Source organism: Hydrogenovibrio sp. 3SP14C1, from assembly GCF_029625905.1.
GTDB lineage: Bacteria > Pseudomonadota > Gammaproteobacteria > Thiomicrospirales > Thiomicrospiraceae > Hydrogenovibrio.
The window spans coordinates 87,681-114,042 of the sequence record NZ_JARTLM010000004.1 but is presented as its reverse complement, the minus strand read 5'-3'; the positions used below and the strand labels follow the sequence as shown (position 1 = coordinate 114,042).

Below are 26,362 nucleotides of genomic sequence, written 5' to 3'. Positions count from 1 at the left end.
TACTGGCACCTTGCAGGAAATTGAAAATGACAAAAACGTTAGAACAAACACAACAACAGATTTTGAAACACCATGGTGGCGATGGTGCTCATGCGCGTCAGATGATTACCAATAGTTACGACCGACGACATGATGAGGCCTTTTGGCAGTTTTGGGATGATATGATGGCGCTGAACCATCAGCCGAAAGAAGGGGTGCTGGATATGGGAGCCGGAATCGGGCAGTTTGTGAAAGACTGCGCAGAACGTTATCCGGAGTCAAAAATTTACGGTATTGAGGCCGCACCTTACATGCTCGAAACTCCGCTTGAGTTACCTAACAATGCAACACTTTTGGTGGATGATTTGAATCAGCCTCAAGCGGAGATTGTAGCGGGCAGTTTGAGTATGGTCATGGCCAATATGGTGGTGCACGAACTCATTCAGCCAATTAAAATGTTTAAAGCGGCGTATGAGTGGTTAAAACCTGGTGGTCGATTGTGTGTGATTGACGTGGTTCGACAGCCATTGGAAAGTTATCTGAATCAACGTTATACCGACACTCTGGTGTGGGGAGACCAAACCACTGTTGCAGATTTGGAAGATGCGTTTGAACATTTTCAGGAACATAACCGTTATCACCCTGACGACATAGTGTTTATGTTGACGTTGGGTGGATTTAAGTTGATTGAGAAAACACCACAGCGAGACGGGCGCTTTGTTCGGATTGTGGTGGAAAAATAAACTACGTCAATCGCTTGTTTAACTCCAGAAGGCATCTTGCAGCCACTCCGGTTGAGGTTGACTGTTTTCAAAACAGAGCACATCAAATCGCATGTTGTACGCTTGGTAATCCGGGTGTTTCTGCAAATAGGTTTGGGCGCACTGAATTAAGCGTTGTTGTTTTTGTGGGGTGACAAATTCCGAGGCCGTTCCGTAGGCACTGTTTTGACGGTATTTGACTTCAAAAAAGATCAACGTGCGGTTGGCATCCAACCCTATTAAATCGATTTCACCGCCTTTACAGCGGAAGTTTTGAGCGACAACCTTAATGGCTTGAGTTTTTAACCAGACCGCGGCTTGCTGTTCTTTTTGCTGGCCAATCTTTTGACTGAACCAGCCCATGGTTATTCCATCATCTCTGTTGAATTAGCTTCCGCGTCTGTTTCAGGCGTCACGGGTTCTTGCTCTTCTTCAATTGGTTGTGGCGGTACATAAGGCGGCGCTTCGGTAATATAGCCATAACGATCATATTGCGCCCAAATAAAGGTATGATCAATGATATTGTCTTGCATTGATAGCCTACCGGTCATCCCACTGTTGAGGCAAACCCCCGGCGCAAGATCTTGCTGATTTAAAACCACGGTTAGGCTGTCCCAGCCAAAAGCCTCAAAAGGCGTTTTCAAAGGTGTTTCTTTCATTGCCGCCGTCATGGTAGGGAAAATAAGATGGCTTAAATCTTTATTCGGCGGCGTTTGCTTTAATTGAGCCGGTGTAAGCTTAGAAGAACCATATGTCGGCAGATTCAACGCAAAAAACTTGAACTGAGGTTTAAAGACGGCTAAACGCTCTGTACTTCCGATAAGAATAATCGAATCTAAGTCTTGTCTAAGGCGCGGAGTGAAGTGGATGGTTTCTTTAAAAAGCCATTTTAGATTGTTTTTACGCGCTTCACTTTCAGGTTCATTAATAACACTTCCTAAAGCTTCTCGTAAATTCGGTCGCCGAGTTGGGTAGGTTTTTAGAACAGCATGGTTATTTTCCATTTCATTCCAATTATATAAAATATGCTGTGCTAAATTGGTATCTGAAGAGGCTGTGCTGGTTAAAATACCAATGCGTTTAAAATCGTGATATTGAAGTTGTTGGGTAATTTGAAACGCTTCTGAATCAGATTTGAAATTGAATTGTTTGATGTTAGGATCGTTAACCTGGTTTAAGGCCAGTAAGTTTTCCGGCTTTAAGGGAGCTAAAGTTTCAATCGCTTCTTTGCGAAGAGGACCAATGACCCATTCAGCACCTTGGTGAATCGCCGTTGAGTAAGTTTGTTTCAGCTCACTCAGGTCGCTACTGTCATAAAAGCGAATGTGAGTGGTTGATTGATTTGAAAAATGATTTTTTAAGATGCCATTTCGGATTTGTAGGCTGATATTGGCATATTCACCACTGAATGGCAGTAATACCGCGATGTTTTTGATGGGAGTCGGCTGGTTAAGTTTATTTTGTAATTCTGGCAACAGGTGCTCAACGTAAAGTGCGGTTGGATAAAATTCACGTAAGTCGCGTAAAGCTTGTTTCTGCCAAATTGCCTTTTGTTGAGTCGCCTCTACTAAACGTAGCCAATTTTGTAAATCCGCATTATTATCAGCATTGTTTTTGAGTCGTTGCAAAGTCGTTTGAGGCAAGTTTTTGAACGTTGACCACACTTGGAATTCAATCGCCAATTGGTTTGCATCGTCCACTTCTTGCCATAAATCTCGACTTAAGTCGATGTATTCTTGCCAGGCCTGGTCATTTTTAGCGTCTTGAATCGAACTTTCTAAATAATTCAACTGGCTTGGGATTTTTGGTAGCGCATCTAAAAAGCCACGCTGGATTTCTTTTAAGCGCTCGGACTGTTTTGGTGTGGTGCTGCACCCTGTTAACAAAACAACGGTAAAGACGGCAAAAATTAATGTAATCTGTTTAAACATTTTTAATAAAATGACCTAAATGAATCGTGTTAACAATTATAACGGTTAATACGGTTGGAATCGAATTATAAACAAGAGTACCGCATGTCATACCAAGATGAAAGTAAAGATAAAATAGTTGAAAACACTCAAGGCAGACTCTTTATTGTCGCGACGCCTATCGGCAATTTGAAAGACATTACTTTAAGAGCGCTTGAAGTATTAGAAAATGTGGATTGGGTGGCGGCGGAAGATACTCGGCACTCTAAGAAATTATTACAACATTATGGTTTGAATAAAAAGCTAATTAGTTTACATGAGCATAATGAATTAGAAAGACGAAATGAGTTATTGGCGTTATTAAACGCCGGTGAACAAGGTGCGCTGATTTCGGATGCCGGCACACCGTTAATCAGTGATCCGGGGTATCATTTAGTCAATTTATTACGGCAGGAACATATTCAGGTTGAACCCATACCCGGCGCATCCGCAATGATTGCCGCGTTAAGTGCCGCCGGCTTGCCAACAGACCGTTTCAGTTTTGAAGGCTTTTTACCTGCAAAAAAACAAAAACGATTACACGTATTGGAAGGTTTAACGCAAGAATCGCGCACCATGGTGTTTTATGAATCGCCCCATCGATTGCTGGAAAGTTTAGCGACTTTTGTAGCCGCTTTTGGTAATGATCGGGAGATGGTGGTCGCGAAAGAACTCACCAAACAGTTTGAGTTATTCTTTTCTGGAACCGTTGCAGAGGCGTTACGTTTCTTTGAAACGAATGCAGATAAAGTCCGGGGCGAGTTTGTGTTTATTTTAAAGGGCGCTGAAGCGGCGGAACCAAACGCCATAACCGATGCCGATCAATTGATTCAATTGCTGCTTCAGCAGGCCTTGCCTGTCAAGCAGATTTCCGAGATTGTGGCCGGGTATTTAGGCTTAAAGAAAAAAGCGGTGTATCAAAGGGTTTTGGAGATAAAGTAATTTTTTTCCTTATTTTTGAAATTGGTTTATGATGTCGTAAATTCTTCATAATTAAGGTAACTAATTAATTTTAAAGCATAAAAATCTTTAAGGTTATTAAATCTCTTTTATTTTTAGCAAAATCACTTATCTATTCGTGTTTTAAAGCCTGTAAAATCGCATGGAAATAAAGTAGAATTGCCTAATGTCTTTAGAAAGTAAATGATGATAGGAAAGAATAAATAAATGTGCGGAATTGTCGGCGGCATTGCTGAAAGAAATTTGGTTCCAATTTTGTTGGAAGGTCTTAAGCGATTGGAATATCGAGGGTATGATTCCTCCGGCATTGCGGTTTTAGATTCCAATCAAGGCATTCAACGTGTCAGAGCGTTGGGGAAGATTAAAAGCCTAGAGCAAAAAATACAGCTCGATGAATCGCCTATTTCTGGGCAGGTCGGTATCGCCCATACCCGTTGGGCCACGCATGGCATTCCTGCCGAGAATAATGCCCATCCGCACATTTGTAATAATGAAGTGGCCGTGGTTCATAATGGCATTATTGAAAACTACCAGGCATTAAAACAGCTTCAATTGGAAAAAGGGTATCGTTTTACTTCTGAAACCGATACTGAAGTTGTTGCGCATTGTATTCACAAACAATTACAAAATTCTGAAACTCTGTTAGAAGCCGTTCAAAAAGCCATTGTCCATTTTGAAGGCGCTTATGCTATCGGTGTGGTATCTGTGCATGAACCCGATACGTTAATTGCGGCGAGAAAAGGCAGCCCTCTGGTGATTGGAGTTGGGATCGGTGAGCATTTTATTGCCTCTGATGTATCTGCTCTTTTACCCGTTACGCAAAACTTCATCTTTTTAGAAGAAGGAGATGTGGCTGAAATAAAGCGTGATAGCGTCGAAATCTTTAATGCGAAAGGTCAAAAAGTCGCACGTGAGGTTAAACAGTCTTCGGTCAGTATGCATGCGATTGAGCTGGGCGAGCATCGCCATTATATGCATAAAGAAATTTTCGAGCAGCCACAAGCGGTGACCGATACGCTGGAAGGCCGCATCACACAAGATCATGTCCTGGTATCCGCCTTTGGTCATGAGGCGGAAACTCTTTTTGAATCGATTCAACAAGTGCAGATTATCGCCTGTGGTACCAGTTATCATGCAGGCTTGGTGGCCAAGTATTGGTTTGAAGATATTATCGGCTTGCCTTGTCAGGTGGAAGTGGCCAGTGAGTATCGTTATCGAAATCCAGTTGTGTTAAATAACACCCTATTTGTGACCATTAGTCAATCGGGCGAAACAGCCGATACGCTAGCGGCATTGCAACAGATTAAGCAATTAAAAGCCAAAACACCCTCACGTCATGTTCAAACGTCGTCATCCTCGGGCTTGACCCGGGGATCTCCAATCCATAAAACAGGCCTAAACATTCCAACCCTCTCAATCTGCAACGTACCCGAATCCAGTTTAACCAGAGAGTCTGACTTAACGTTTTTAACGCATGCGGGTCCAGAGATTGGAGTGGCTTCCACCAAAGCCTTTACCACTCAGTTGGTGGCTTTGTCGTTATTGGTGACCGCCGTTGGAAAAACTTTAAATTTAATGTCTGAAACACAAGAATGTAAGATTGTTCATGGCCTACAAAAACTCCCAGGCCTGCTACAGAAAGCGTTGACACATGAAGACAGTATTAAGGAGATTGCACAAGGGTTTGCTGATAAAACCAGTGCTCTATTTTTAGGGCGCGGTACGATGTTTCCAATCGCACTGGAAGGGGCGTTAAAACTGAAAGAAATAAGTTATATTCACGCCGAAGCCTATCCTGCTGGAGAATTGAAGCATGGTCCATTAGCGCTGATTGATGAGCATATCCCCGTGATTGCCATTGCACCACATGATGATTTATTAGAAAAGCTTAAATCTAATCTACAGGAAGTTAAAGCGCGTGGCGGTCAGATGATCGTATTTGAAGACGAGAAGTCTTGTATAGGGTCTGAAGAAGGATTTGAAGTAATAAAAGCAACCTCTAACGTTGGGCGTATTACTGCGCCAATCACTTTTAATATCCCTTTGCAGCTATTGAGTTATCATGTCGCTTTGATTAAGGGAACTGATGTGGATCAACCACGAAATTTAGCAAAATCTGTAACAGTTGAATAATATGAACATTCAAATAACAATGCTTGAAAAAAAAATATTTTCTGGGAAAGAGGATAAAAGTATTTTAGAGTCTGCGTTAGATGCAGGTCTAGTGTTTGAGTACAGCTGCAAAACTGGGCAATGTGGTGTTTGCAAAACCACTTTATTGAGCGGTGAAATAGCTGAACTTCAAGATCAAATCGCTTTGACACTAGAAGATAAAAAAAATCACAAGGTTTTAACGTGTTGTTGTGCCCCTAAAACAGATATTTTAATTGATGCTGAAGATTTAAGTGCTTTACACGGTATTGAAACCAAAACACTGCCCGCAAGAATTAATGCAATTGAAAAGTATACTGCTGAGCATGTTGAAGTGACTTTAAGATTACCACCGAGTGCAAATTTTAAATTCCTCGAAGGACAGTATCTAGATGTATTGTGGAATAATTTACGCCGTAGTTATTCGATTGCCTCAACGGCAAATCAAAAAGAAATTACTTTGCTGATCAAGCGATTTGAAAACGGCAAAATGAGTGACTACTGGTTTAATAAAGCCAAAGAAAATGACCTGCTTAGAATTGAAGGTCCAAAAGGCACATTCTTTCTTAGAGATACATCAATGCCGTTAATTTTTCTCGCAACAGGGACAGGCATTGCACCGATCATCTCAATTTTAGAGAGCCTAGACGCAAACCAAGAGTTTAAGCAAAAACAATCCATTACAGTTTATTGGGGTAATCGCTATCCAGAAGCGTTTATTTGGCAACCAAGGTTTAAGAAGTTGGACATTAATTTTGTTAAGGTCTGCTCAAAACCGAATGAAGACTGGGATGATGAAAAAGGTTATGTTCAAGATGCAGCTTTGGCAGAACAATCAAGCATGGTAAGATCTGCCGTTTATGCTTGCGGGTCAAACGCCATGATCCAATCGAGTAAAGCGCAATTTATGAAAGCAGGCTTACCTGAAAAGCAATTTTATTCAGACGCCTTTGTTCAAAGTTATTAAAGATTACGAAAATAAAAGAGTGATAATATGAAAGCAGTGATTCTAGCCGGAGGACTCGGCACGCGATTGAGTGAAGAGACGAGTGTACGCCCTAAGCCAATGGTCGAAATTGGTGGTAAGCCGATTCTTTGGCATATTATGAAAATGTATTCCACGCATGGTATCAATGACTTCGTCATCTGCTGTGGTTACAAAGGCTATGTCATTAAAGAATATTTTGCTAACTACTTTCTGCATCAATCGGATGTCACCTTCTGCATGAAAAAAAATCAGATGGAAGTGCATGAAAAACGTGCGGAACCTTGGACGGTTACCTTAGTTGATACCGGGGAAAATTCGATGACCGGTGGTCGTTTAGGGCGAGTGGCGGAATATGTGAAAGACGAAGAAGCCTTTTGTTTTACCTATGGAGACGGCGTTTCTGATGTCAATATTTCTGAACTAGTTGCTTTTCATCAATCGCATGGTAAACAAGCGACACTTACGGCAACCTATCCTCCAGGGCGTTTTGGTGCCTTAGATATTCAAAACAATCAAATTATGCAGTTCAAAGAAAAACCAAAAGGCGATGGCGCCCTGATTAATGGTGGATTCTTTGTCTTATCTCCAGAAGTCCTAGATAGAATTAGTGGTGACACTTGTACTTGGGAGCAGGAGCCGTTAATGGGCTTAGCAGAAGATGGTCAGTTGATGGCGTTTCAACATGAAGGCTTTTGGCAGCCAATGGATACACTCAGAGATAAAATTCATCTTGAAGAACTTTGGCAATCAGGAAAAGCGCCTTGGAAAAACTGGGAATAAGGTATGAATGTAACCCCAGATTTTTGGAAAGACAAACGCGTTTATTTAACGGGGCATACTGGCTTTAAAGGCAGTTGGCTCTCGCTTTGGCTGGTTGAAATGGGGGCAACAGTAAAAGGTTATGCCCTCACACCGCCTACTCATCCCAGTTTGTTTGAAGAAGCTAAAGTCGCTGAAAAGATCGATTCAGAAATTGGTGATATTCGCGATTTTGAAACTCTAAAAGCCAGTATCATAAGCTTTAGCCCAGATATTCTTATTCATATGGCGGCACAACCCTTAGTGCGTTTGTCTTATAAAGAACCGCTTGAAACTTATGACACCAATGTGATGGGAACGGCTAAAGTCCTAGAAGCGGCAAGAAGTTGTGAAAATCTAAAAGCCATTGTTAGCGTCACCACGGACAAATGTTATGAGAATAAAGAATGGGTTTGGGGGTATCGCGAAGACGAGCCGATGGGTGGTTATGATCCCTATTCCAGCTCTAAAGGTTGTGCTGAGTTAGTTACTTCAGCTTATCGCCGTTCGTTTATGCAAGAGCAAGGTGTTGGTTTAGCTTCGGCTAGAGCTGGTAATGTGATTGGCGGCGGTGATTGGGCAGAAGATCGTTTGATTCCCGATATTTTACGTGCTTTTGAAAAAGATCAGCCTGTGGTGATTCGCAATCCAGCCTCAACACGTCCTTGGCAACATGTTTTAGAGCCTTTATCAGGATATCTTGTCTTGGCACAAAACCTTTATCAAAACCCGAAAAAATTTGCTGAGGGTTGGAATTTTGGTCCCTATGAGGATGATGCAAAGCCGGTGGATTGGATTTTAAACCACATGGTTGCTAACTGGTCCGGTGCCCGTTGGGAGTTGGATAAAAACGCCCATCCCCATGAAGCGGGTTATTTAAAGCTGGATATATCCAAAGCCAAAGCCAGACTGTATTGGCAGCCAACATGGCGCCTAGAACAAACCCTTGCCAAAATTATCCAATGGCACCAGGCTTGGTTAAATCAAGAAGATATGCAGACTAGATGCTTGCAAGAAATTAATGATTATATGAGAGACATGAATAATGAAAACCACTGATTCCTTAAGAAAAGAAATAGCAGAATTAGTTAAACAATATGCCGCACTGCAATATGTTGATAAACCTTTTGAAGCCGGAAAAACAGTGGTTCCCCCTTCAGGAAAAGTGATTGGTGAAACGGAATTGCAGTATATGGTTGAGGCATCTTTGGATGGCTGGCTAACGACAGGGCGATTCAATGAACAGTTTGAAAAAGAACTCGCCGAATTTATTGATGTTAAACATCTTATTACGGTCAATTCAGGCTCCTCAGCCAATCTCGTCGCATTTAATACGTTGACTTCACCAAAGCTTGGGCCAAGAGCGATTCAAAAAGGCGATGAAGTGATTGGTGTTGCGGCTGGCTTTCCGACGACGGTAAATCCAATTGTGCAGTTTGGAGCCGTACCGGTCTTTGTGGATGTCGACTTAAAAACACACAATGTTAATGCAGACTTAATTGAAGCCGCAATTACACCCAAAACCAAAGCCATAATGCTGGCACATACGTTAGGGAATCCATTTAACCTTGCAAAAGTAAAAGCGATTTGTGAGAAGCATCATTTGTGGCTCGTTGAGGACTGCTGTGATGCGTTAGGAGCCAAATTCGATGGCAAAATGGTCGGTACCTGGGGGGATATTGCCACATTAAGCTTTTACCCTGCTCACCACATGACTATGGGAGAGGGCGGCGCAGTTTTTACAAATGATGCGAAGTTGGCACTGATTGCTGAATCTTTCCGGGACTGGGGTCGTGATTGTTATTGTAAACCAGGGTGTGATAATACCTGTGGCACACGCTTTAATATGCAGCTCGGTTCATTGCCACAAGGGTATGATCATAAATATACTTACTCGCATTTAGGTTACAACTTAAAAATTACCGATATGCAAGCAGCCTGTGGTTTAGCACAACTTAAACGCCTACCGGAATTTATTGAAAAGCGTAATGCTAATTTTGATTACCTCAAAAACCGATTGGCCACTGTGACAGACTTTATTAAACTGACCGAGCCGACAGAAAATTCTACGCCTTCTTGGTTTGGTTTTCCAATTACAGTGAAGGCTGCATCGGGAGTGAGTCGTGTTGACTTGACGAAGTATTTGGATCAGCAGAAAATCGGAACAAGACTTCTATTCGCAGGGAATCTTACTCGTCAACCTTATTTTGAGAATGTCGATTTTAGAATTGTTGGAGAGCTTACGAATACAGATGTGACGATGAACCAGACATTATGGTTGGGTATCTATCCTGGTTTAGGAACGGAGCAGTTAGATTATATTGCGGAAAAATTAGAAGAGTTTTTTGGGGTTGGTTTTTGATGAAAGCTTCCGATGCTGTCGCACAAGTACTTGCAGCTAATAATGTAACTTATGGTTTTGAGTTGATTGGAGGAATGATTACTCATTTGGTTGATAGTATTAACCAACTGGGGCAGACACAGCTTATTTCTATGCACCATGAACAAGGAGCTGCTTTTGCTGCAGGTGCAATTGCAAGAGGTAGTGATAATAAGCAACTGGGGGTTGCATTGGGGACAAGTGGGCCAGGAGCCACGAATTTGATTACAGGGGTAGCTGACTGTTGGCTGGATAGTCATCCTTGTATATTTTTAACAGGGCAAGTAAATACATATGAACTGAAAGGAATGCGAAAAATACGTCAACAAGGCTTTCAGGAGCTTGATAGCGTTGCCCTAGTAAAAAGTATTACAAAATATGCCTCTCAGATAACTGATGTAACGCAGTTGATTCCTGAATTGCAGAAAGCAATTGATATAGCAAAAGAAGGCAGACCTGGTCCCGTATTGTTAGATGTACCGATGGATGTTCAACGAGCTGAGATCGATGAAACCGTCTTGTCTTATCTAGACGCGAAACCGCTAACTGAAGTAAACACAGCTAAGAGTAAGTATAATTTCAATGAAGTAGAGTCAGCTATTAATGGTTCAAAATCACCGTTGTTTTTGATTGGAGGCGGTGCTGTAAATAGCCCTTCATTTAATATGTGGTTAAAAAAAATAACCTCTTTAGGATTGCCATATGTTGCTAGTCTTAAGGGGGCTGAAAAAGTATTGGCATCGGATTTTTATTTTGGAATGATTGGTGCGTATGGCACAAGAACCGCTAATTATGCAATTCAAAACTGTGATTTATTAGTTGTGATTGGTAGTCGCTTGGATGTACGGCAAACAGGTGCTAAAGTCGATGACTTTGCAAGAAATGCAGAAATTATACAAATTGATGTTGAAGATGAGCAGTTAAATAATCGTGTCGAATGTGATCAAGTTCATAAAGTGGAATCGGAAGCTTTTTTTCAAGAGTTTTTAGGGAAGGATTTTATTTATAGAAACCATTCGAACTGGGTATGTAGCTTGCAAGAATATTTCAAGATAACATTTGTAGATGAATATTCCGATTGGTCCATGAGTCCATTTGAAATATTCAGTAAATTAAATGCGGCGTTCCAAGATCGTCAGGTTCAATATGTAGCAGATGTTGGTAATAATCAGATGTGGGCTGCTCATACTTTAAGACTGTCTAACGACCAGTCTCTTCACCATTCTGGCGGACTCGGTGCAATGGGATTCGCAATACCTACAGCTTTAGGATTGTATTATGCGACAAATGCGCCAGTTGTTGTGATAACGGGTGATGGTGGGGCTCAATTGAATATTCAAGAGTTAGATATCATTGCTAGAGAAAATTTGCCAATTCTTGTTCTTGTTTTTAATAATTATTCATTAGGGATGGTTAGAGGATTTCAGGAATTATATTTTGAAGGTAGAAACTCTTCAACTTATTGGGGTGGGTATTCGTCCGAGTTTACCAAGATTGGTCAGGCTTATAATATTGAATCGGTAGCAGTTAGTAATCTTCAAAGTTTTAATTTCCATTTAAATCAATTCATAAGTGACAATAGACCATATTTAATTGAAGTTATGATGCCTGATGCTCGTGAATGCCGTCCTAGATTGGAATTTGGCAATTCAATAGATGAACAATCACCGAAGCTTGTAAAGGATGCATTATTGTGAAAATTGCAATCTTTGGTGCATCAAGCCAAATTGCAAAAGACCTTATAGCCTCTTTTGTTAAGAATACGGACTACAGTTGCGATTTGTTTGTTAGACAAATAGAAACAATGCAAGCGTGGTTGTCGTCAATTGCTGAGAGTCGGTGTGAACTTTATACTTACGAAAGTTTTTCAAAAGAAAATGTTTATGATGTAGTGATAAATTTTGTTGGAGTTGGTGATCCAGCGAGAGCAAAGGAAATGGGCGCTAGTATTTTTGATGTGACTCATTACTATGACTCATTAGCACTTGATTACATTAAGCAGCATAAATCTTGTCGATACATCTTCCTAAGTAGCGGTGCTGTTTATGGTGGAAGTTTTGAGAAACCAATCACAAATGAATCCACTGCGAGCATAGATATTAATAACCTTGTTCCTTCAGATTGGTATGCCGTCGCAAAACTACATGCAGAAGCTAGGCATCGGGCGATGTCTGATTATTCAATTGTCGATTTGAGAGTGTTTAATTATTTTAGTCATGCGCAGGATATGAGTGCTCGGTTCTTAATTACAGATATTGTTCGAGCATTAAAGAATAGTGACGTGTTGAAGACTTCAGATTTAAATATTTTTCGAGACTTTATTACGCCAACCGATTTTTATCAGCTTATTCAGTGTGTAATTGATTGTAAACCAATTAATCAAGCTATTGATTGTTATACAAAAGAACCTATTGATAAACTAACCATGCTTGCTGATCTGTCAGATAGTTATGGGTTGAAATATGAGCTTGTAGAGCAAGCAGGTATTAATGCGACAGGTCTTAAAACGCATTATTATTCCTTAAATCGAGCTGCCGAAGAAGCTGGTTATGTTCCGCAGTTTACTTCAATGGATGGTATAAAGTCAGAGATACAAAAGGTTCTTCATTAATGAATCTACCAATAGATGACTTTTCTAATTTAATCCAAATGGCTCCTTTGGTGTCTATCGATTTGATTGTTGAGAGTCAGGGAAAGTATTTACTGGGCAAGAGGTTAAACTCACCGGCAAAAAACTTTTGGTTTGTACCCGGTGGAAGAATTTTTAAAAATGAAAAAATATCGGATGCCTTAGAAAGAATTGCCAAAAAAGAATTGAATATAGATGTGAATACTGTGTCCAGTTATTTTTTTGGTTCTTTTGAGCATTTTTACAATGATAGTTATGTTTCAGAGAAAATTTCAACACACTATGTTGTGTTAGCCTATAAATTATTTGCGGATATGGATATTGATGAGTTAGCGCTTCCTTTGGCAGAGCATAGCAAGTATCAACTTTTTACAATAGATGAAATTTTAGAAAATAATTGTGTACATAAACACACACAGGATTACTTTAGGAAACTTAAGCAATGAAGAAAAAAGCCCTTATTACTGGTGTTACAGGTCAAGATGGTTCCTATTTAGCGGAATTTTTATTAGAAAAAGGTTATGAGGTTCACGGCATTAAACGTCGAGCTTCTTCATTTAACACTCAGCGTGTTGATCATATCTTTCAAGACCCTCATGTTGATAATGCAAACTTTATACTGCATTACGGTGATTTAACTGATTCTTCTAACCTAACACGCATTCTGCAAGAAGTGCAACCGGATGAAGTGTATAACTTAGGCGCGCAATCGCATGTTGCTGTGTCGTTTGAGTCACCGGAATACACCGCAGATGTCGATGCAATAGGTACTTTGCGCTTACTAGAAGCCATTCGTCTATTAGGCTTAGAAAAGAAAACCAAATTTTACCAAGCTTCAACTTCAGAGCTGTATGGTGAAGTCCAAGAAACTCCTCAAAAAGAAACGACTCCTTTCTACCCGCGTTCGCCTTATGCCGCAGCTAAAATGTATGCTTACTGGATTACCGTTAACTACCGTGAATCTTATGGAATGTATGCCTGTAATGGCATTTTATTTAATCATGAATCCCCGCGCCGAGGCGAAACCTTTGTGACCCGAAAAATCACCCGAGGATTAGCCAATATTGCCCAAGGCTTAGAGTCGTGCTTGTATATGGGAAATATTGATGCATTACGTGACTGGGGTCATGCCAAAGATTATGTGCGCATGCAATGGATGATGTTACAACAAGACCAACCAGATGATTTTGTTATTGCCACGGGCGTGCAATACTCAGTTCGCCAGTTTATTAGCTGGTCGGCTGAAGAATTGGGGCTAAAGTTAGAATTTACCGGTGAAGGCATTCATGAAAAAGCCACCATTACAGCTATTGAAGGCGATAAAGCGCCTGCATTGAAAATAGGTGATGTCATTGTACAAATCGATCCACGTTATTTCCGACCTGCAGAAGTTGAAACTTTGCTCGGTGATCCAAGCAAAGCAAAACAAAAACTTGGCTGGACACCAGAAATCACCGTGCAAGAGATGTGTGCTGAGATGGTGTCTGAAGACTTAAAAGTCGCACAGCGCTATGCATTACTAAAACAAAACGGTCATGATATCCCGGTCTCGGTGGAGTAATAGTAAGTGAAATTGTTAATTACAGGTTCTGGCGGAATGGTTGGTCAAAATATACTGGAACACCACCTCGCTTCAGGTTATGAAATATTGACACCAAATCGTGCTGAATTAAATTTATTAGATGCATCAATGGTTAAGCGTTATTTATCTGAAAATAAACCAGATATGATTATTCACGCGGCAGGTGTTGTGGGTGGCATTCAGGCGAATATTGCTGAGCCAGTCAGGTTTTTGGTTGATAATATGCAGATGGGATTGAACATTCTGACTGCTGCAAAAGATGTTGGGGTTACGAAATTCTTGAATTTAAGCAGTTCCTGTATGTACCCTAGGGATGCCTTAAACCCTCTTGCTGAAGAATTAATACTTAAAGGTGAGTTAGAACCCACTAATGAAGGGTATGCTTTAGCTAAGGTCACGAGTACACGTCTATGTGAATATATACAAAGAGAAGATAGTAACTACCTATATAAAACCATTATTCCATGTAATTTATACGGAAGACATGACAAGTTTGATCCAAACCACTCGCATATGATTCCGGCTGTGATTCGTAAAATTTCTGAAGCGAAAGAGCAAGGCAAAGAAACCATTGAAATATGGGGAGATGGTCTTGCTAGAAGAGAATTTATGTATGCGGGAGACTTGGCTGATTTTGTATTTTATGCGATCCCAAGATTTGAGGAAATGCCTCAAAATATCAATGTTGGTTTAGGGCATGACTACACGATTAATGAGTATTATCAAGCTATAGCAAAAGTGGTTGGTTTTAAAGGTGAATTTGTTCATGACTTGTCGAAACCGGTTGGAATGAAACAAAAATTAATTGATGATTCCCTGTTAAAAGAATTCGGTTGGCACTATATAACCTCATTGGAAGATGGCCTAAACCAAACATTTGAATATTTTAAGGAATTTAAATAATGTCTAATTATTCATTAGCGAGTAGTACTTGGGATGAAAAAGAACTCGCCGCAATTCAAACCGTCATTGATTCAGATATGTTTACAATGGGTAAGCATGTTGCTCAATATGAACAGGATTTTGCAGCATTTTTCGGTTCAAAGTATGCATTAATGGTAAGTTCTGGTTCGACAGCGAATTTATTAATGATTGCATCATTATTTTTCACAAAGAATGAGTCATTAAAATTGCAACGAGGTGACGAAGTGATTGTTCCAGCTGTTTCATGGTCAACAACCTATTTTCCTTTGCAGCAATATGGTCTAAAAGTAAAGTTTGTTGATATTGATCGCGAAACCCTAAATATTGATTTAACGAAGTTAGAAGCAGCAATAACTGATAAAACAAAAGCTATTTTAATGGTTAACTTATTAGGTAACCCCAACGACTTTAATCAAATCAAACAGATGATTGAAGGTAAAAACATCACTTTATTAGAAGATAATTGTGAATCGATGGGGGCTACATACCAAGGTAAACAAGCTGGCACTTTTGGTGTAATGGGCACATACAGTTCTTTCTTTAGCCATCATATTGCAACAATGGAAGGCGGGTGTGTGGTGACTGATGATGAAGAGTTATACCATATTCTATTAGCAATACGAGCACATGGCTGGACTCGAAATCTACCTAAGCATAACCTGGTTTCAGGCACAAAGAGTGATGACCCGTTTGAAGAAGCCTTTAAATTTGTTTTACCTGGGTATAACGTGCGCCCGCTAGAAATGAGTGGTGCAATTGGTATTGAACAACTTAAAAAACTCCCAAGCTTTATTCAAGCTAGACAGGAAAATGCAAAATTGTTTGTGTCGCTTTTTAAAGACCATCCATACATTCAAATACAAAAAGAAACTGAAAAAAGTAGTTGGTTTGGTTTTTCGTTAGTGCTTAAAGAAAATTCACCTTATACGCGTAAGGAGATAGTCACTAAATTACAAGAAAACGACATCGAATGCCGGCCAATTGTAACGGGAAATTTCTTGAAGAACAAAGAGGTTTTGGAATACTTTGATTATGAAGTGGCCGGTTCTTTAGAGAGTGCCGAATATATAGATCAGTATGGTTTATTCGTAGGAAATCATCAAATTGATATTAAAGAAAAAATATCTGACTTACACAAGTTGCTATGTTGATTAATATGAGGATTTTGTATGTAGATCTTCAGTATGATTATGGAATCCAATCGAGAGGACTCAATTTAATCGGTCAGGATGGATTTAAGCATAGCTTTGAGAAACTGGGGCATGAAGTTGTTGGGTTTTATTATGATGACCTTCTTACGGATAAGGAATTATTGCAGCAGAAACTATTGGATGCAGCTGACCAAGTCAAACCCGATTTAATATTTTTTTGTTTGTATCAAGATCAATTCAAACATGAAACGTTAAAGTCTTTGAAAGAAAAGTATATAACTGTTAATTGGTTTGGTGACGATCAGTGGCGTTTTGACGACTTTACAAGGCATTATGCAAATGATTTTTCTTTGTGTATCACAACAGATGTATATTCACTAACTAAATATAAAGCAATAGGCCAAGACAATGTTTTTTTAAGTCAATGGGCTGCGATTGACGCGTATGAAGAATTTGAAGAAGCCAAGGCATATAAATATGATGTTTCTTTTGTCGGTGGTTATCATCCATATAGAGCGTGGTTTATAAAACAGCTAGCTCACAATGGAATTGCAGTTGAAGCATTTGGTAATGGATGGCCTAATGGTCCACTCAGTGCCGAAGCTATGACGAAGTTATTTTCAGAATCTAAAATTAATCTAAATATTTCTAATAGTAATAGTTATGATATCCGTTACCTTTTTTCTTCACTTAAATCGATGCTATTGATGCTTAGATCTAAAAAATCTAATAGCCAAATTAAAGCGAGAAATTTTGAAATCCCATTCTTCGGTGGTTTTCAGTTATCAGATTACGTACCTGCACTTGAAAGGCATTTTGATATTGGAAGTGAAATTGTTTGCTACTCAAACGTTGAGGAGGCAGCCTTACAAATTGAATACTATTTAAATAATGATTTTGAGCGAGAAAAAATCAGAAATCAGGGGCAAAAAAAATCAAGGGAAAATGACTCTTATGGGAATAGGGTATATCAAGTGTTAAATCAAATTAAACTGAGTCGATAATGCGTAATTTTTATAAAATTGTTGAAAATGATTATTTCGTATTGGTTTATTTAATTGTTATATCTCTATTGTTTTTTCACCCAAATTTGACAGGTCATGGTACGACAGGTTGGGATACACATGACCTAATTTTTGTAAATTTTTTATATTTTACAGATGCCATTAGCAGTGGATATATACCATTTTGGAATCCTTTTATCCAGTCAGGAGTTTTTTTTCCTAACTTGAACCTTTCTGGGTTGTTTACACCTTTTCAATTATTATTTGTTTTTCTAGCTCAAATATTCAATCCAGCTATTGTTTTCGAATGGATGGTTCAATCTTATATATTATTTGGCGGGATAGGAGTTTATCTCTATTTTAAAAAGATTGGGATTTCCTATCAGATAGCTGCTTTTGGAACTGTTGCATATGTATTAAGCGTGCTAATTACATTTACAGGTCAAATATCATTTGTAGTTTCACTTTCTGGTTTTCCATGGCTACTGTTATTTGTTCACCTTGTTCGTGAAGGAAGATATTCCTTTGTCCCAGTAGCCTTGATCGGTTCGATATCAGGATGTTTTCTTGTGGCAGGTTATCCATGGATGAATTTTGTCAATGGTGTTCTTGTTGTTTTGTATGCACTTTCCATTGGTGAGAAGCAAAAAACATTTTATATCCAAGTGTTTTTCATGTTGTGCTTCATGGCAATTATATATTTGCTATTTATGCTTCCAGGAATAATGGACTTGAAATTTAACTATTCATTGTTTAATGGGGACTTTATTAATGTTGAACCAAGACTGAGAAGTATGGGGGTTCAACCTGCAACATTTGGTTACCACAGTGTCTTTCAGGCACTGGTCAATGTTATTGACCCTAGGCTAGCTAGTTATAGAACATGGGTACAAGGTGTAGGTTTATTAGTAGGATTTGCTTTCATTCTGACACTGTTTTCAAGATATTTGAATGTTACAAAGAATCAAGTTTTTTGGTTTTTTGTTGGAGTGGTGGGGGTATTCTATGCCAGCTCTTTAAGTTTAGGTATAACGCACTACATTAATGAAATTCCAATATTCAACGCAAATAGGTGGATGGCGTTGGGACTTTTTTATACATGTATAGCACTAATTTTTATTACAACTTATCGTCTAGAAAAGACAAGTTATTTTTTAAAAACATATTTTGTTAAATATGCGTTTATTTTAATCTTAACAAATATTTTGTACTTTTTTTATGCATTCACCCCACACCTTAATGATAGTTTTTATGCCCAGAAAGTTGAAAATAGAGTTAAAAGTGTAGAGTTCACAGAAAATAAACGATTCATGGTACCTAATAACCCCAGTTTTTACAGCTTTAATGATGACTGGGTATTAAAAAAGATGCTGTATAACCATGGCTATAATAATTTAGGTAACCCTTGGTACTGGCAATTTAAAGGATTTGATTTTATAGAGGAAGTTGTTTCTGTGACGAGAGATGTTAAACAGAGCGATCCTTATCAAAGAATTTCAGCTGATACCGATAATACGTTTTATCCAAAGTATACAAAAAATATAACGTATTTTTTTCCGAGTTTTGGTGTTGATGATAGTTCAATAAATTTTAGTCTAGATGAGAGTTTTAACTATAAAATCAATAGTATACTTGTGTCCCCTAATGAGACAAAAATTGAATTAGTATCATCAAATAGTGCTTTAATTTCGTTTAATTCACCATATGCTCCAGGCTGGAATGTCTACATTAATGGAGAAAAACATAAATTAGTAAAAGTAAATGGAATCTTTATGGGGGTTGTGATTCCTAATAAAGGAAGCTATGAGGTTAAGTTTAGATTTGACCCCCTTACTGCGTACATTTCATTTAGCTTGGCCTACTTGATTATTTTTATTTTAATTATTATTTTGGTCTTGCAACAAAGAACCGTCCAAAAACAAAGATAATTATGTATATTAAGTATTTACTCGTAGGAGGGCTTAACACACTATTTGGTTATCTAGTAGTAATCGCATTGCTTTTTTTGGGAGTTCATTATGCTGTTTCGGTGCTAGTTGCGACTATTTTAGGGGTCGTATTTAACTATCGTTCTTATGGGCGGTTTGTTTTTAATAATAGGTCTTGGTCTGGACGTTACTTTATTCGTTTTGTAGGCTTTTATATGGTGTTATATTCCTTGAATGTAGTGATAATAGCAGTCATGAAATATTATGGTGTTAACTTGTATATTGCGAGTTTTATTGCAGTACTTTTAATTGCTGGTTTAGGATTTGTTTTTAATCAAAGGTATGTTTATGCAACAAAAATTAATTAGTATTGTAACCCCATGTTATAACGAAGAAGGCAATGTCAAAGAGTTATATGAGCAAGTTAAAGATGTGATTAGTGCTCAATTACCCGGTTATGATTATGAACATATTTTTATTGACAATGCATCTACGGATAAAACGCTAGATATTCTTAAGGAGATTGCTTCAAGGGATAAGCAATTAAAGATCATTGTTAATTCAAGAAATTTTGGACATATTCGTTCTCCTGTATATGGCTTAACTCAAGCATCAGGCGATGTTGTTATGCTGGTTGTTGCGGATTTGCAAGATCCACCTAGCTTGATTCCCAAGTTCATAGCTGAGTATGAAAACGGTCATAATATCGTGCTTGGAGTTAAGGGAAGTAGTTCTGAGCATAAGCTAATGTATAAAGTTCGTGAACTTTACTATTCGGTATTGCATAAGTTATCCGAAGTAGATGTGTTTAAAAACTTTACAGGGTTTGGGTTGTATGACAGGAAAGCCATTAATGCTCTGAAGTCGATTAGGGATCCTTATCCTTTTTTTAGAGGCATGGTCGCTGAAGTTGGGTTTAAAGTAAAAAAAGTAAAATATGATCAGCCTGTTAGAATTAGAGGGCTAACCAAAAACAACTTTTATACGCTTTATGATATAGGTATTTTAGGTTTAATAAACAATTCTAAAATCTTATTAAGAATGGCAATTTTTTTGAGCGTCATGGTAGGCATACTTTCATTTTTGATTGGATTGGTGTATTTAATCGTGAAAATAATTTATTGGGATCAAGTGCCTGTTGGGGTTGCTCCACTAGTTATTGGAGGATCGTTTGCGTTCGCTGTTTTATTGTTTTTTATTGGAATCTTAGGCGAGTATATTGGACAAATTTACACTCAAGTATTAGATAGACCATTAGTTTTTGAACAGGAAAGAATTAACTTTGATTAAAGCCTCAATTGTTGTTCCTAATGCTTACCAAGCAAATCGATTATTTGATTTGCATAATGCAGTACTTAATAGAGATAATTGTTTATATCCATTTTATTTACTAAAAGCAAAGTTGCTGGAGAAAGGGTATGACTTGGCGACGTCGGACATTCATCCTTCATCGAATTCCGATATTGTGTTCTATAATGAAATGCCTAAACAGCTGCCTCCGATAACCGAGCATGCTAAGTCCTACCTGTTGCTGTTTGAAAGTGAACTTATTCGTCCAGATAATTGGGATACTGAAAAACACAAGGCATTTAATAAAGTATTTACTTGGAATGATGATCTTATTGATAATGTAAAATATTTTAAGATGAACTTCTCTTTTATAATTCCAAAAAGAATTTCCAAGGACCTCTCAAAAAAAGAAAAACTGTGTACTTTGATTGCGGGAAATAAAAAAGTGAACCATTCTTTAGAGCTTTATTCTAAAAGAGTTGAAATCATTCAGTGGTTTGAAGCAAATCATCTGGATCAATTTGATTTGTACGGTATTGGTTGGGATAGTTATCATTTTTCTGGACCTAAGCTCATCAGAGCATTAAACAAAATCAAACCTTTGACGAGATTGTTGGCACCAGTTTTCCCATCATATCGTGGAAAGGTAGAGCAGAAAAAACCAGTTCTGGAAAAGTATAAATTTGCGATTTGTTTTGAAAACGCTAGAGATATTTCTGGGTATATTACAGAAAAAATATTTGATTGTTTTGTGGCAGGTTGTGTTCCAGTATATTGGGGAGCTGATAATATAGATAATCATATTCCTAATAGTTGTTATATTGATATGAGAAACTTTCCAAACTATGAGTCGTTATATAGTTTTTTAATAAATATGTCCGATCATGAATATGAGAACTATTTAAATGAGATCGAGTTATTTTTAGCATCAGAAAAAGCTGAGCGTTTTTCGGCAGATTACTTTGTGCGTACTTTAATCGATCAAACACTGATTAAATGAAAAAGTTAGGGCTGTTTTTACAATCAGATCTTTTTTTACTGGCTTTTGGCAAGTTGATACAAGTTTTATTGCTGTTTGCAGCCGTTAGAATTTTTACCACCAATCTTTCGGTTAACGAAGTTGGAAATTTGATTTTAATGCTCGCTGTAGCGACTTTTTTTGGTTTGGCATTAATAAATCCAGTTGGAAGTTTTCTAAATCGAAAATTAAATGAGTGGCTACAGCAAGGAACGATGCTTCAGCACTTTATTATTTTTAATTTTTATGTTCTTTTTGTCTCATTCATCGCATTTTTAACCCCTTTTGCGCTTATTTATTTGAATATAGGTAGCACTGTAACTACGATTTATTTCTCTATTGCCGTGAGTTTGTTTGTCTTTTTTAATACTTGGAATCAGACATTAATTCCATCGTTAAATTTGTTGTTCTATCGAAAAGCATTTATATTTTTTACTCTATTGTCAACAGTACTATATTTAGCATTAGCATCGTTTTTTATACTTTCTTATAATTCTTCTGCGTTTTGGTGGTTGGTTGGGCAAGCAGCGGGGTTAGGCATCGGTTTTTTATTGGCATTAATGTTTTTTTTGAGATTTGTGGCTAGATCGGAAAGTATCAGTCTTCCTAGCTTTAATATTAGAGATGTTGGAAATATTGCTCGATTTACTGTTCCATTATCGATAGCTACACTTTTATTATGGTCTCTTGGGAATTTTTATAAGCTGATTGTTGAAGCCGAAATTTCTGCAGAAGCACTCGCATATATCGGTCTGGGATTGACGTTAGCCGTGAGTCTTGCGGGTGCTGTAGAGTCATTAATGATGCAAGTATTTCATGCACATTTCTATAAAGGGTTATCTGATGCTCAGACACAAAAAGATAGAGAAAAAGTTTTTCAGGCATTTATCTCAAATACTATGCCGATGGTGACAGGAGCGTTGTTTGTGTTGATGTGCTTATCACCATATCTTGTTAACATTTTGGCAGATCAACGGTTTTCTTCGGTTTATATTTTCTTAATGTTTGGAGTAGTGATTGAACTTATAAAGATTTTTACTAATATTCTTAGTCATGCAGCTCACAGTGAATATAAAACACATAAAAATATTATGCCTTATTTTTGGGGAAGTTTAATAGGAGTGTCTGGCGTATTTGTTGCGATGAGAATCGACGAATGGCAAGCTGGCGTTGTCGCTACTTTAATCACGGCGTGGCTTGTTTCCTTTATTATCATGAAAAAATCTTCTCAGCGATTGTTAAGTTTTAATATTCCTTGGAAAGAAATTATAAAAGTTGTGCTTTATTTAATGCCGGTTGCGGTAATATCTGTATTTTTTAAAAATTGGGAACAAGATATCTTGTTATCTATATTGATAATTTTGGTTTCTGGTGTATTTGCCGCAATGGTTCTATTTAGGCAATATAATAAAAGTGAACCCAATGCCGTATAAGCCTTTAGTTTGCATATGTATACCTTGTTACAACAATCAAGATACAATTCATGACACATTGAACAGTATAGTTCAACAGGACTACGACAACTTTAAAATTAAAATATTCGATAATGCCTCAACCGACAATTCGAGAGAAATTGTTCGTAGTTTTATTGATCAAGGTTATCCAATAGAGCTTCATACAAGAGAGCAAAACGTATCGGGTGAGGAAAACTTTAATATCTGTATCAATGCAGCTGAAGGGTCATTTTGCGCGATATTCCACTCTGATGATGTGTATGAACCTGATATTATTTCTAGTCAAGTGGCATTCTTGACTGATAGAGAGAATTGCCAAGCGGTCAGTGTTCATGCAAAAATAATTAATGAGAATGGACAATATATCGGCGATAGAATGATTCCTGAAGAGTTACGGAGAAAGGCTTCCCAAGAAATCGAGTTGTCACGTGATGAATTGATTGAACTCTCATTCAAATATGGAAATTTTATAACTTGCCCGAGTGTTCTTTTTCGAACGGATATTTTAAAAAATCATATTAAAGAGTTTAAGGGGGGGGGGTTTAAGTCTTCTGCTGATTTGAATGTATGGTTTAGGCTGACAGAAAAGGGCAGTTTTGGGTTTATTAACCGTCCTTTAATTAACTACCGACTCTCATCTTCAAGCTTTTCGTATAATCTAGCTAGAGTTAGGAAAGATGACCATGATTTGTTTCTTGTGTTAGATGATTTCTTAAAGCACCAAGAGCAAGGGAATAATTCCAATGTCAGATTACAAAGCTATCGTAATTTTTTGTTAATGAAAGACAGAGCGAACACGAATCTTAATCGTTTGATTCTCGGGAATAAAGCATTTCAGGCCATGGAATTGGGAAAAAACTTTCCAATGGCTTTGCGTTCAAGATTTCATTTTAAATATTTCATGATCGCTCTGATAACAAAAGTGATTATTTCACTTCCATTTAAACAGCGTATTTCCATTTTAATGAAGCGGGTAAAATTTGGCAATGACTAAAAAATTAAGAATATTGCAGGTTGTTGGAGATCCCGTCGGTGGGATTCGCAAGCATATCCATGATATTTTGAATAGGTTAAATGTTGAGTTCGATTTTTTTTATATTTCTTCTAAAAAGGGTGATTCAATTTATTATGATGAAATTGATGCCATTAAACAAAAAATCATTAACCATCAAACTCTAAATATTTTGAAAAAACCATCAAAAAGTGATTTAACAAATATCTATAAAATTTATAAGTTTATTAAAAAATATCAAATTGACTTAGTTCATGGCCACGGAGCTAAGGGTGGGTTGTATGCCAGAATTGCCGGTAAGTTAGCGGGTTGTAAAGTGATATATACCCCTCATGGAGGGGTTGTTCATAGCATGTTTAAACCGGTTGAAGCAAAAGTATATAAGCTGGTTGAAAAAACGCTTTGTTACTTTACCGATTTAATAATCTTCGAATCAAATTATACTGCTGAGGAGTTTAAGCGTAAGTTTGTTTGCGGAAGCGTTGAAACGTTTGTTAACTATAATGGTGTAGAGTTGCCGGAAGTTTTTACTGAAAAACGAAAATGTATTAAATCCATTCCTAAAAAACTTGGTGTATTTGCCATGTTGAGAACAGAAAAAGGGCAGCATTTGGCCTTTCAGGCTGTTAAAGAATTATTGCAGGAAGGAGAATTGTTAGAGCTTCATTTTTTTGGTGATGGTGAGCTTAGAAGTACATTTGAAAAGGATGCTGGGGAATCAATGATGAAAGAAAGATTTTTTTTTCATGGAGAAGTCACCAATGTGTATGAACATATGACAAATATGGATTTTGTTCTCATTCCTTCTTTATTTGAATCATTTGGGTATGTTGCTGTTGAAGCCATGATGGTTGGAGTTCCTGTGATATCATCAAATACAGGTGGGTTAAAAGAAGTAGTTAATAGTAAACGTGGGTTTATTTTTGAACCTGACGATATTGAAGATATGAAAAGTGCAATTAGAGTTGCGATAACCTCTTCTAGCAAGATACAGCAAGAAATGATTTTAAAGGCTAAAAGACATGCCTTAGAATTATTTTCTTTGGATAGGATGTCGAAGCAATTAGGAGGTTTATACATGAATTTATTAGAGAAAGAATACATTCGATGAATCTTTTTTTATACCATGCTGGCCACTTAATTTTAGCCCTATTTTCTTTGAAAATTTTTTCAGGGAATAAGAGCCAGTTTTCCTTCTTTGAAAAGTTACTTATGCTATCCGTTGCTTTAATTCCAATTGGAAAGTTAGTTTACTTTCCCATTCCTGGCATGTATGGTTTAAAATTCGCGTTTATGTTTGGTTCTTTAGTCGCATTTGTATGGTTGATGTTTATTGGTGTCAATCGAAATACGAAGATTTTATTTTTTACATTTTTCTTTCCTGCGCTATCGCTGTTTTATATTCAGAATTATGAATGGATATTTCTATATCAACTTAATGAACAACAAACCGAAAGTTCATTGTTGAGAGTTTTTTCTTATCTTGCCCTTCTTTTGTATAGCGCCGTTATTTATACTTCAATCCTTAAGAATAAAGACATTTACACTAAGTTTGCTGATTATTTTGTTATTGGTACAGTTCTCTCTTCTTTTGTAGGTTTTTTTGTTTTTTACTTTGTTTTGAATGGAAGTCTTTCATCTGTAGACTTAGCTCCAATCTCAGCTGGAGTCCATATTGTAAATATTAGCGGCGTTAGTTTTTATAGGTTTAACCCTGGCGCGAATGTTAATGAATTTTCGATGATATTAGCATATGCCATTTTTCTCATGCCTTTTACTAGTTTTTCTAAAAAAACGAAATTGTGGTTAGCTTTGTTGTTCTTGTTATTGGAATTTTTGACTTTAACTAGAGCTGCATGGTTAGCTTTAGCAATTTCAGCTTTGTTTTCTTTTTTCTTTTTATCTCGTTTAAAACGTAATTTTAAATACTTATTTTTAACTGTTACAGCATTCGTTATAGTTTTTATTTTTATTTATCAAGTTTCTGATCAGGTACGCTTTTTATTTGAAAGCAGGACTACCATGGACATCGGTGCTTCAGGACAAGAAAGGCTGGAAAAATTTAACTATGTCTTTAACCAGCTATATGAAAGTAGTTTTAGACTTTTATTTGGTTATGGATGGGCAACTAATATGTATGTCCATAATGTATATTTACAGTTATTGTATGAAATCGGTTTGGTAGGATTGATATTCTTTATTGTTTCCATGTTTCTATACACAAGAAATGTTTTTTTTATGGCGAAAGGTGTTATGAAAGCTTCTCTTATTGCTTGCTTAGTTTTTATTACAGTCGTTTCGTTTATGCATCATATTTTATATCATATGCAAACTTGGTTTGTTTTGGCTTATGTTGCAGCCGTTTCATTAAATGCTAGGTATGCACGAACGGATGTTGATTAAT

24 protein-coding genes are annotated in these 26,362 nt (G+C 37.5%); 22 read left to right on the top strand and 2 right to left on the bottom strand.

Annotated features, from left to right (window positions below):
- The first annotated feature begins 26 nt into the window (after positions 1–26).
- Positions 27–722 carry a class I SAM-dependent methyltransferase gene (locus P8629_RS04515; protein ID WP_278164872.1) on the top strand — a complete coding sequence of 232 codons (696 nt, stop codon included), beginning with the start codon at positions 27–29 and terminating at the stop codon, positions 720–722.
- An 18-nt stretch (positions 723–740) separates the two neighbouring features.
- On the opposite strand, the gene P8629_RS04510 is transcribed toward P8629_RS04515, so the two are convergent.
- Positions 741–1,103, bottom strand: a complete 363-nt coding sequence (locus P8629_RS04510; RefSeq protein WP_278164870.1) for a YraN family protein — start codon at positions 1,101–1,103, stop codon at positions 741–743.
- A 2-nt stretch (positions 1,104–1,105) separates the two neighbouring features.
- On the bottom strand, positions 1,106–2,671 hold the full coding sequence (locus tag P8629_RS04505; protein ID WP_278164869.1) for a penicillin-binding protein activator: 1,566 nt from the start codon (positions 2,669–2,671) through the stop codon (positions 1,106–1,108).
- 84 nt (positions 2,672–2,755) lie between these two features.
- Between P8629_RS04505 and rsmI the strand changes: the two genes are divergently transcribed.
- The 21 genes from rsmI to P8629_RS04400 all read left to right on the top strand — a co-directional run bounded on the left by rsmI (position 2,756) and on the right by P8629_RS04400 (position 26,361).
- On the top strand, positions 2,756–3,631 hold the full coding sequence (gene rsmI / locus P8629_RS04500) for a 16S rRNA (cytidine(1402)-2'-O)-methyltransferase (protein ID WP_278164867.1): 876 nt from the start codon (positions 2,756–2,758) through the stop codon (positions 3,629–3,631).
- 225 nt (positions 3,632–3,856) lie between these two features.
- A complete protein-coding gene (glmS, locus tag P8629_RS04495) occupies positions 3,857–5,782 on the top strand; it encodes a glutamine--fructose-6-phosphate transaminase (isomerizing) (protein WP_278164865.1) in 1,926 nt (641 codons plus the stop codon).
- A 1-nt stretch (position 5,783) separates the two neighbouring features.
- On the top strand, positions 5,784–6,767 hold the full coding sequence (locus P8629_RS04490) for a 2Fe-2S iron-sulfur cluster-binding protein (RefSeq protein ID WP_278164863.1): 984 nt from the start codon (positions 5,784–5,786) through the stop codon (positions 6,765–6,767).
- 27 nt (positions 6,768–6,794) lie between these two features.
- The gene (rfbF, locus tag P8629_RS04485; protein WP_278164862.1) at positions 6,795–7,568 is read left to right on the top strand and encodes a glucose-1-phosphate cytidylyltransferase; all 774 of its coding nucleotides are present in this window, start codon (positions 6,795–6,797) and stop codon (positions 7,566–7,568) included.
- A 3-nt stretch (positions 7,569–7,571) separates the two neighbouring features.
- The gene (gene rfbG / locus P8629_RS04480) at positions 7,572–8,645 is read left to right on the top strand and encodes a CDP-glucose 4,6-dehydratase (RefSeq protein WP_278164860.1); all 1,074 of its coding nucleotides are present in this window, start codon (positions 7,572–7,574) and stop codon (positions 8,643–8,645) included.
- Positions 8,632–9,948 carry a lipopolysaccharide biosynthesis protein RfbH gene (gene rfbH, locus P8629_RS04475; protein WP_278164859.1) on the top strand — a complete coding sequence of 439 codons (1,317 nt, stop codon included), beginning with the start codon at positions 8,632–8,634 and terminating at the stop codon, positions 9,946–9,948. Before rfbG ends, rfbH begins: the two co-directional genes overlap by 14 nt.
- Positions 9,948–11,663, top strand: a complete 1,716-nt coding sequence (locus P8629_RS04470; protein WP_278164857.1) for a thiamine pyrophosphate-binding protein — start codon at positions 9,948–9,950, stop codon at positions 11,661–11,663. The genes rfbH and P8629_RS04470 overlap by 1 nt, the downstream gene beginning before the upstream one ends.
- Entirely contained in the window at positions 11,660–12,577 is a 918-nt protein-coding gene (locus tag P8629_RS04465; RefSeq protein ID WP_278164855.1) for an NAD-dependent epimerase/dehydratase family protein, read from the top strand. The genes P8629_RS04470 and P8629_RS04465 overlap by 4 nt, the downstream gene beginning before the upstream one ends.
- Positions 12,577–13,041 (top strand): GDP-mannose mannosyl hydrolase, encoded by a 465-nt coding sequence (locus tag P8629_RS04460; protein WP_278164853.1) that lies wholly within the window; start codon positions 12,577–12,579, stop codon positions 13,039–13,041. The genes P8629_RS04465 and P8629_RS04460 overlap by 1 nt, the downstream gene beginning before the upstream one ends.
- On the top strand, positions 13,038–14,156 hold the full coding sequence (gene gmd, locus P8629_RS04455; RefSeq protein WP_278164851.1) for a GDP-mannose 4,6-dehydratase: 1,119 nt from the start codon (positions 13,038–13,040) through the stop codon (positions 14,154–14,156). Before P8629_RS04460 ends, gmd begins: the two co-directional genes overlap by 4 nt.
- Before the next feature lie 6 nt (positions 14,157–14,162).
- A complete protein-coding gene (locus P8629_RS04450) occupies positions 14,163–15,080 on the top strand; it encodes a GDP-L-fucose synthase family protein (RefSeq protein WP_278164849.1) in 918 nt (305 codons plus the stop codon).
- A complete protein-coding gene (locus tag P8629_RS04445; protein ID WP_278164847.1) occupies positions 15,080–16,252 on the top strand; it encodes a DegT/DnrJ/EryC1/StrS family aminotransferase in 1,173 nt (390 codons plus the stop codon). Before P8629_RS04450 ends, P8629_RS04445 begins: the two co-directional genes overlap by 1 nt.
- A 5-nt stretch (positions 16,253–16,257) precedes the next feature.
- Positions 16,258–17,256, top strand: coding sequence for a CgeB family protein (locus P8629_RS04440; protein WP_278165019.1), 999 nt, complete (start codon positions 16,258–16,260; stop codon positions 17,254–17,256).
- The gene (locus P8629_RS04435; protein ID WP_278164845.1) at positions 17,256–19,184 is read left to right on the top strand and encodes a YfhO family protein; all 1,929 of its coding nucleotides are present in this window, start codon (positions 17,256–17,258) and stop codon (positions 19,182–19,184) included. The genes P8629_RS04440 and P8629_RS04435 overlap by 1 nt, the downstream gene beginning before the upstream one ends.
- A gap of 2 nt (positions 19,185–19,186) precedes the next feature.
- Positions 19,187–19,552, top strand: a complete 366-nt coding sequence (locus P8629_RS04430) for a GtrA family protein (RefSeq protein WP_278164842.1) — start codon at positions 19,187–19,189, stop codon at positions 19,550–19,552.
- Complete coding sequence (locus P8629_RS04425; protein WP_278164840.1) at positions 19,533–20,474, top strand: glycosyltransferase family 2 protein; 942 nt, start codon at positions 19,533–19,535, stop codon at positions 20,472–20,474. The genes P8629_RS04430 and P8629_RS04425 overlap by 20 nt, the downstream gene beginning before the upstream one ends.
- A complete protein-coding gene (locus P8629_RS04420; RefSeq protein ID WP_278164838.1) occupies positions 20,467–21,474 on the top strand; it encodes a glycosyltransferase family 10 domain-containing protein in 1,008 nt (335 codons plus the stop codon). The genes P8629_RS04425 and P8629_RS04420 overlap by 8 nt, the downstream gene beginning before the upstream one ends.
- Positions 21,471–22,925 (top strand): hypothetical protein, encoded by a 1,455-nt coding sequence (locus P8629_RS04415; protein ID WP_278164836.1) that lies wholly within the window; start codon positions 21,471–21,473, stop codon positions 22,923–22,925. Before P8629_RS04420 ends, P8629_RS04415 begins: the two co-directional genes overlap by 4 nt.
- A complete protein-coding gene (locus P8629_RS04410; protein ID WP_278164834.1) occupies positions 22,915–23,940 on the top strand; it encodes a glycosyltransferase family 2 protein in 1,026 nt (341 codons plus the stop codon). Before P8629_RS04415 ends, P8629_RS04410 begins: the two co-directional genes overlap by 11 nt.
- Positions 23,933–25,069, top strand: coding sequence for a glycosyltransferase (locus P8629_RS04405; RefSeq protein ID WP_278164833.1), 1,137 nt, complete (start codon positions 23,933–23,935; stop codon positions 25,067–25,069). The genes P8629_RS04410 and P8629_RS04405 overlap by 8 nt, the downstream gene beginning before the upstream one ends.
- Positions 25,066–26,361, top strand: coding sequence for an O-antigen ligase family protein (locus tag P8629_RS04400; protein WP_278164832.1), 1,296 nt, complete (start codon positions 25,066–25,068; stop codon positions 26,359–26,361). The genes P8629_RS04405 and P8629_RS04400 overlap by 4 nt, the downstream gene beginning before the upstream one ends.
- Position 26,362: the final 1 nt, after the last annotated feature.

Bases quoted from the DNA above. Each gene is read 5' to 3' on its own strand.
- rfbG (WP_278164860.1), top strand. From the start codon at position 7,572: ATGAATGTAACCCCAGATTTTTGGAAAGACAAACGCGTTTATTTAACG.
- P8629_RS04505 (WP_278164869.1), bottom strand. From the start codon at position 2,671: ATGTTTAAACAGATTACATTAATTTTTGCCGTCTTTACCGTTGTTTTG.
- P8629_RS04435 (WP_278164845.1), top strand. From the start codon at position 17,256: ATGCGTAATTTTTATAAAATTGTTGAAAATGATTATTTCGTATTGGTT.
- P8629_RS04460 (WP_278164853.1), top strand. From the start codon at position 12,577: ATGAATCTACCAATAGATGACTTTTCTAATTTAATCCAAATGGCTCCT.
- P8629_RS04490 (WP_278164863.1), top strand. From the start codon at position 5,784: ATGAACATTCAAATAACAATGCTTGAAAAAAAAATATTTTCTGGGAAA.
- P8629_RS04440 (WP_278165019.1), top strand. From the start codon at position 16,258: ATGAGGATTTTGTATGTAGATCTTCAGTATGATTATGGAATCCAATCG.
- rfbF (WP_278164862.1), top strand. From the start codon at position 6,795: ATGAAAGCAGTGATTCTAGCCGGAGGACTCGGCACGCGATTGAGTGAA.
- P8629_RS04515 (WP_278164872.1), top strand. From the start codon at position 27: ATGACAAAAACGTTAGAACAAACACAACAACAGATTTTGAAACACCAT.
- glmS (WP_278164865.1), top strand. From the start codon at position 3,857: ATGTGCGGAATTGTCGGCGGCATTGCTGAAAGAAATTTGGTTCCAATT.
- P8629_RS04445 (WP_278164847.1), top strand. From the start codon at position 15,080: ATGTCTAATTATTCATTAGCGAGTAGTACTTGGGATGAAAAAGAACTC.
- rsmI (WP_278164867.1), top strand. From the start codon at position 2,756: ATGTCATACCAAGATGAAAGTAAAGATAAAATAGTTGAAAACACTCAA.
- P8629_RS04470 (WP_278164857.1), top strand. From the start codon at position 9,948: ATGAAAGCTTCCGATGCTGTCGCACAAGTACTTGCAGCTAATAATGTA.
- P8629_RS04405 (WP_278164833.1), top strand. From the start codon at position 23,933: ATGACTAAAAAATTAAGAATATTGCAGGTTGTTGGAGATCCCGTCGGT.
- rfbH (WP_278164859.1), top strand. From the start codon at position 8,632: ATGAAAACCACTGATTCCTTAAGAAAAGAAATAGCAGAATTAGTTAAA.
- gmd (WP_278164851.1), top strand. From the start codon at position 13,038: ATGAAGAAAAAAGCCCTTATTACTGGTGTTACAGGTCAAGATGGTTCC.
- P8629_RS04425 (WP_278164840.1), top strand. From the start codon at position 19,533: ATGCAACAAAAATTAATTAGTATTGTAACCCCATGTTATAACGAAGAA.
- P8629_RS04410 (WP_278164834.1), top strand. From the start codon at position 22,915: ATGCCGTATAAGCCTTTAGTTTGCATATGTATACCTTGTTACAACAAT.
- P8629_RS04510 (WP_278164870.1), bottom strand. From the start codon at position 1,103: ATGGGCTGGTTCAGTCAAAAGATTGGCCAGCAAAAAGAACAGCAAGCC.
- P8629_RS04400 (WP_278164832.1), top strand. From the start codon at position 25,066: ATGAATCTTTTTTTATACCATGCTGGCCACTTAATTTTAGCCCTATTT.
- P8629_RS04415 (WP_278164836.1), top strand. From the start codon at position 21,471: ATGAAAAAGTTAGGGCTGTTTTTACAATCAGATCTTTTTTTACTGGCT.
- P8629_RS04430 (WP_278164842.1), top strand. From the start codon at position 19,187: ATGTATATTAAGTATTTACTCGTAGGAGGGCTTAACACACTATTTGGT.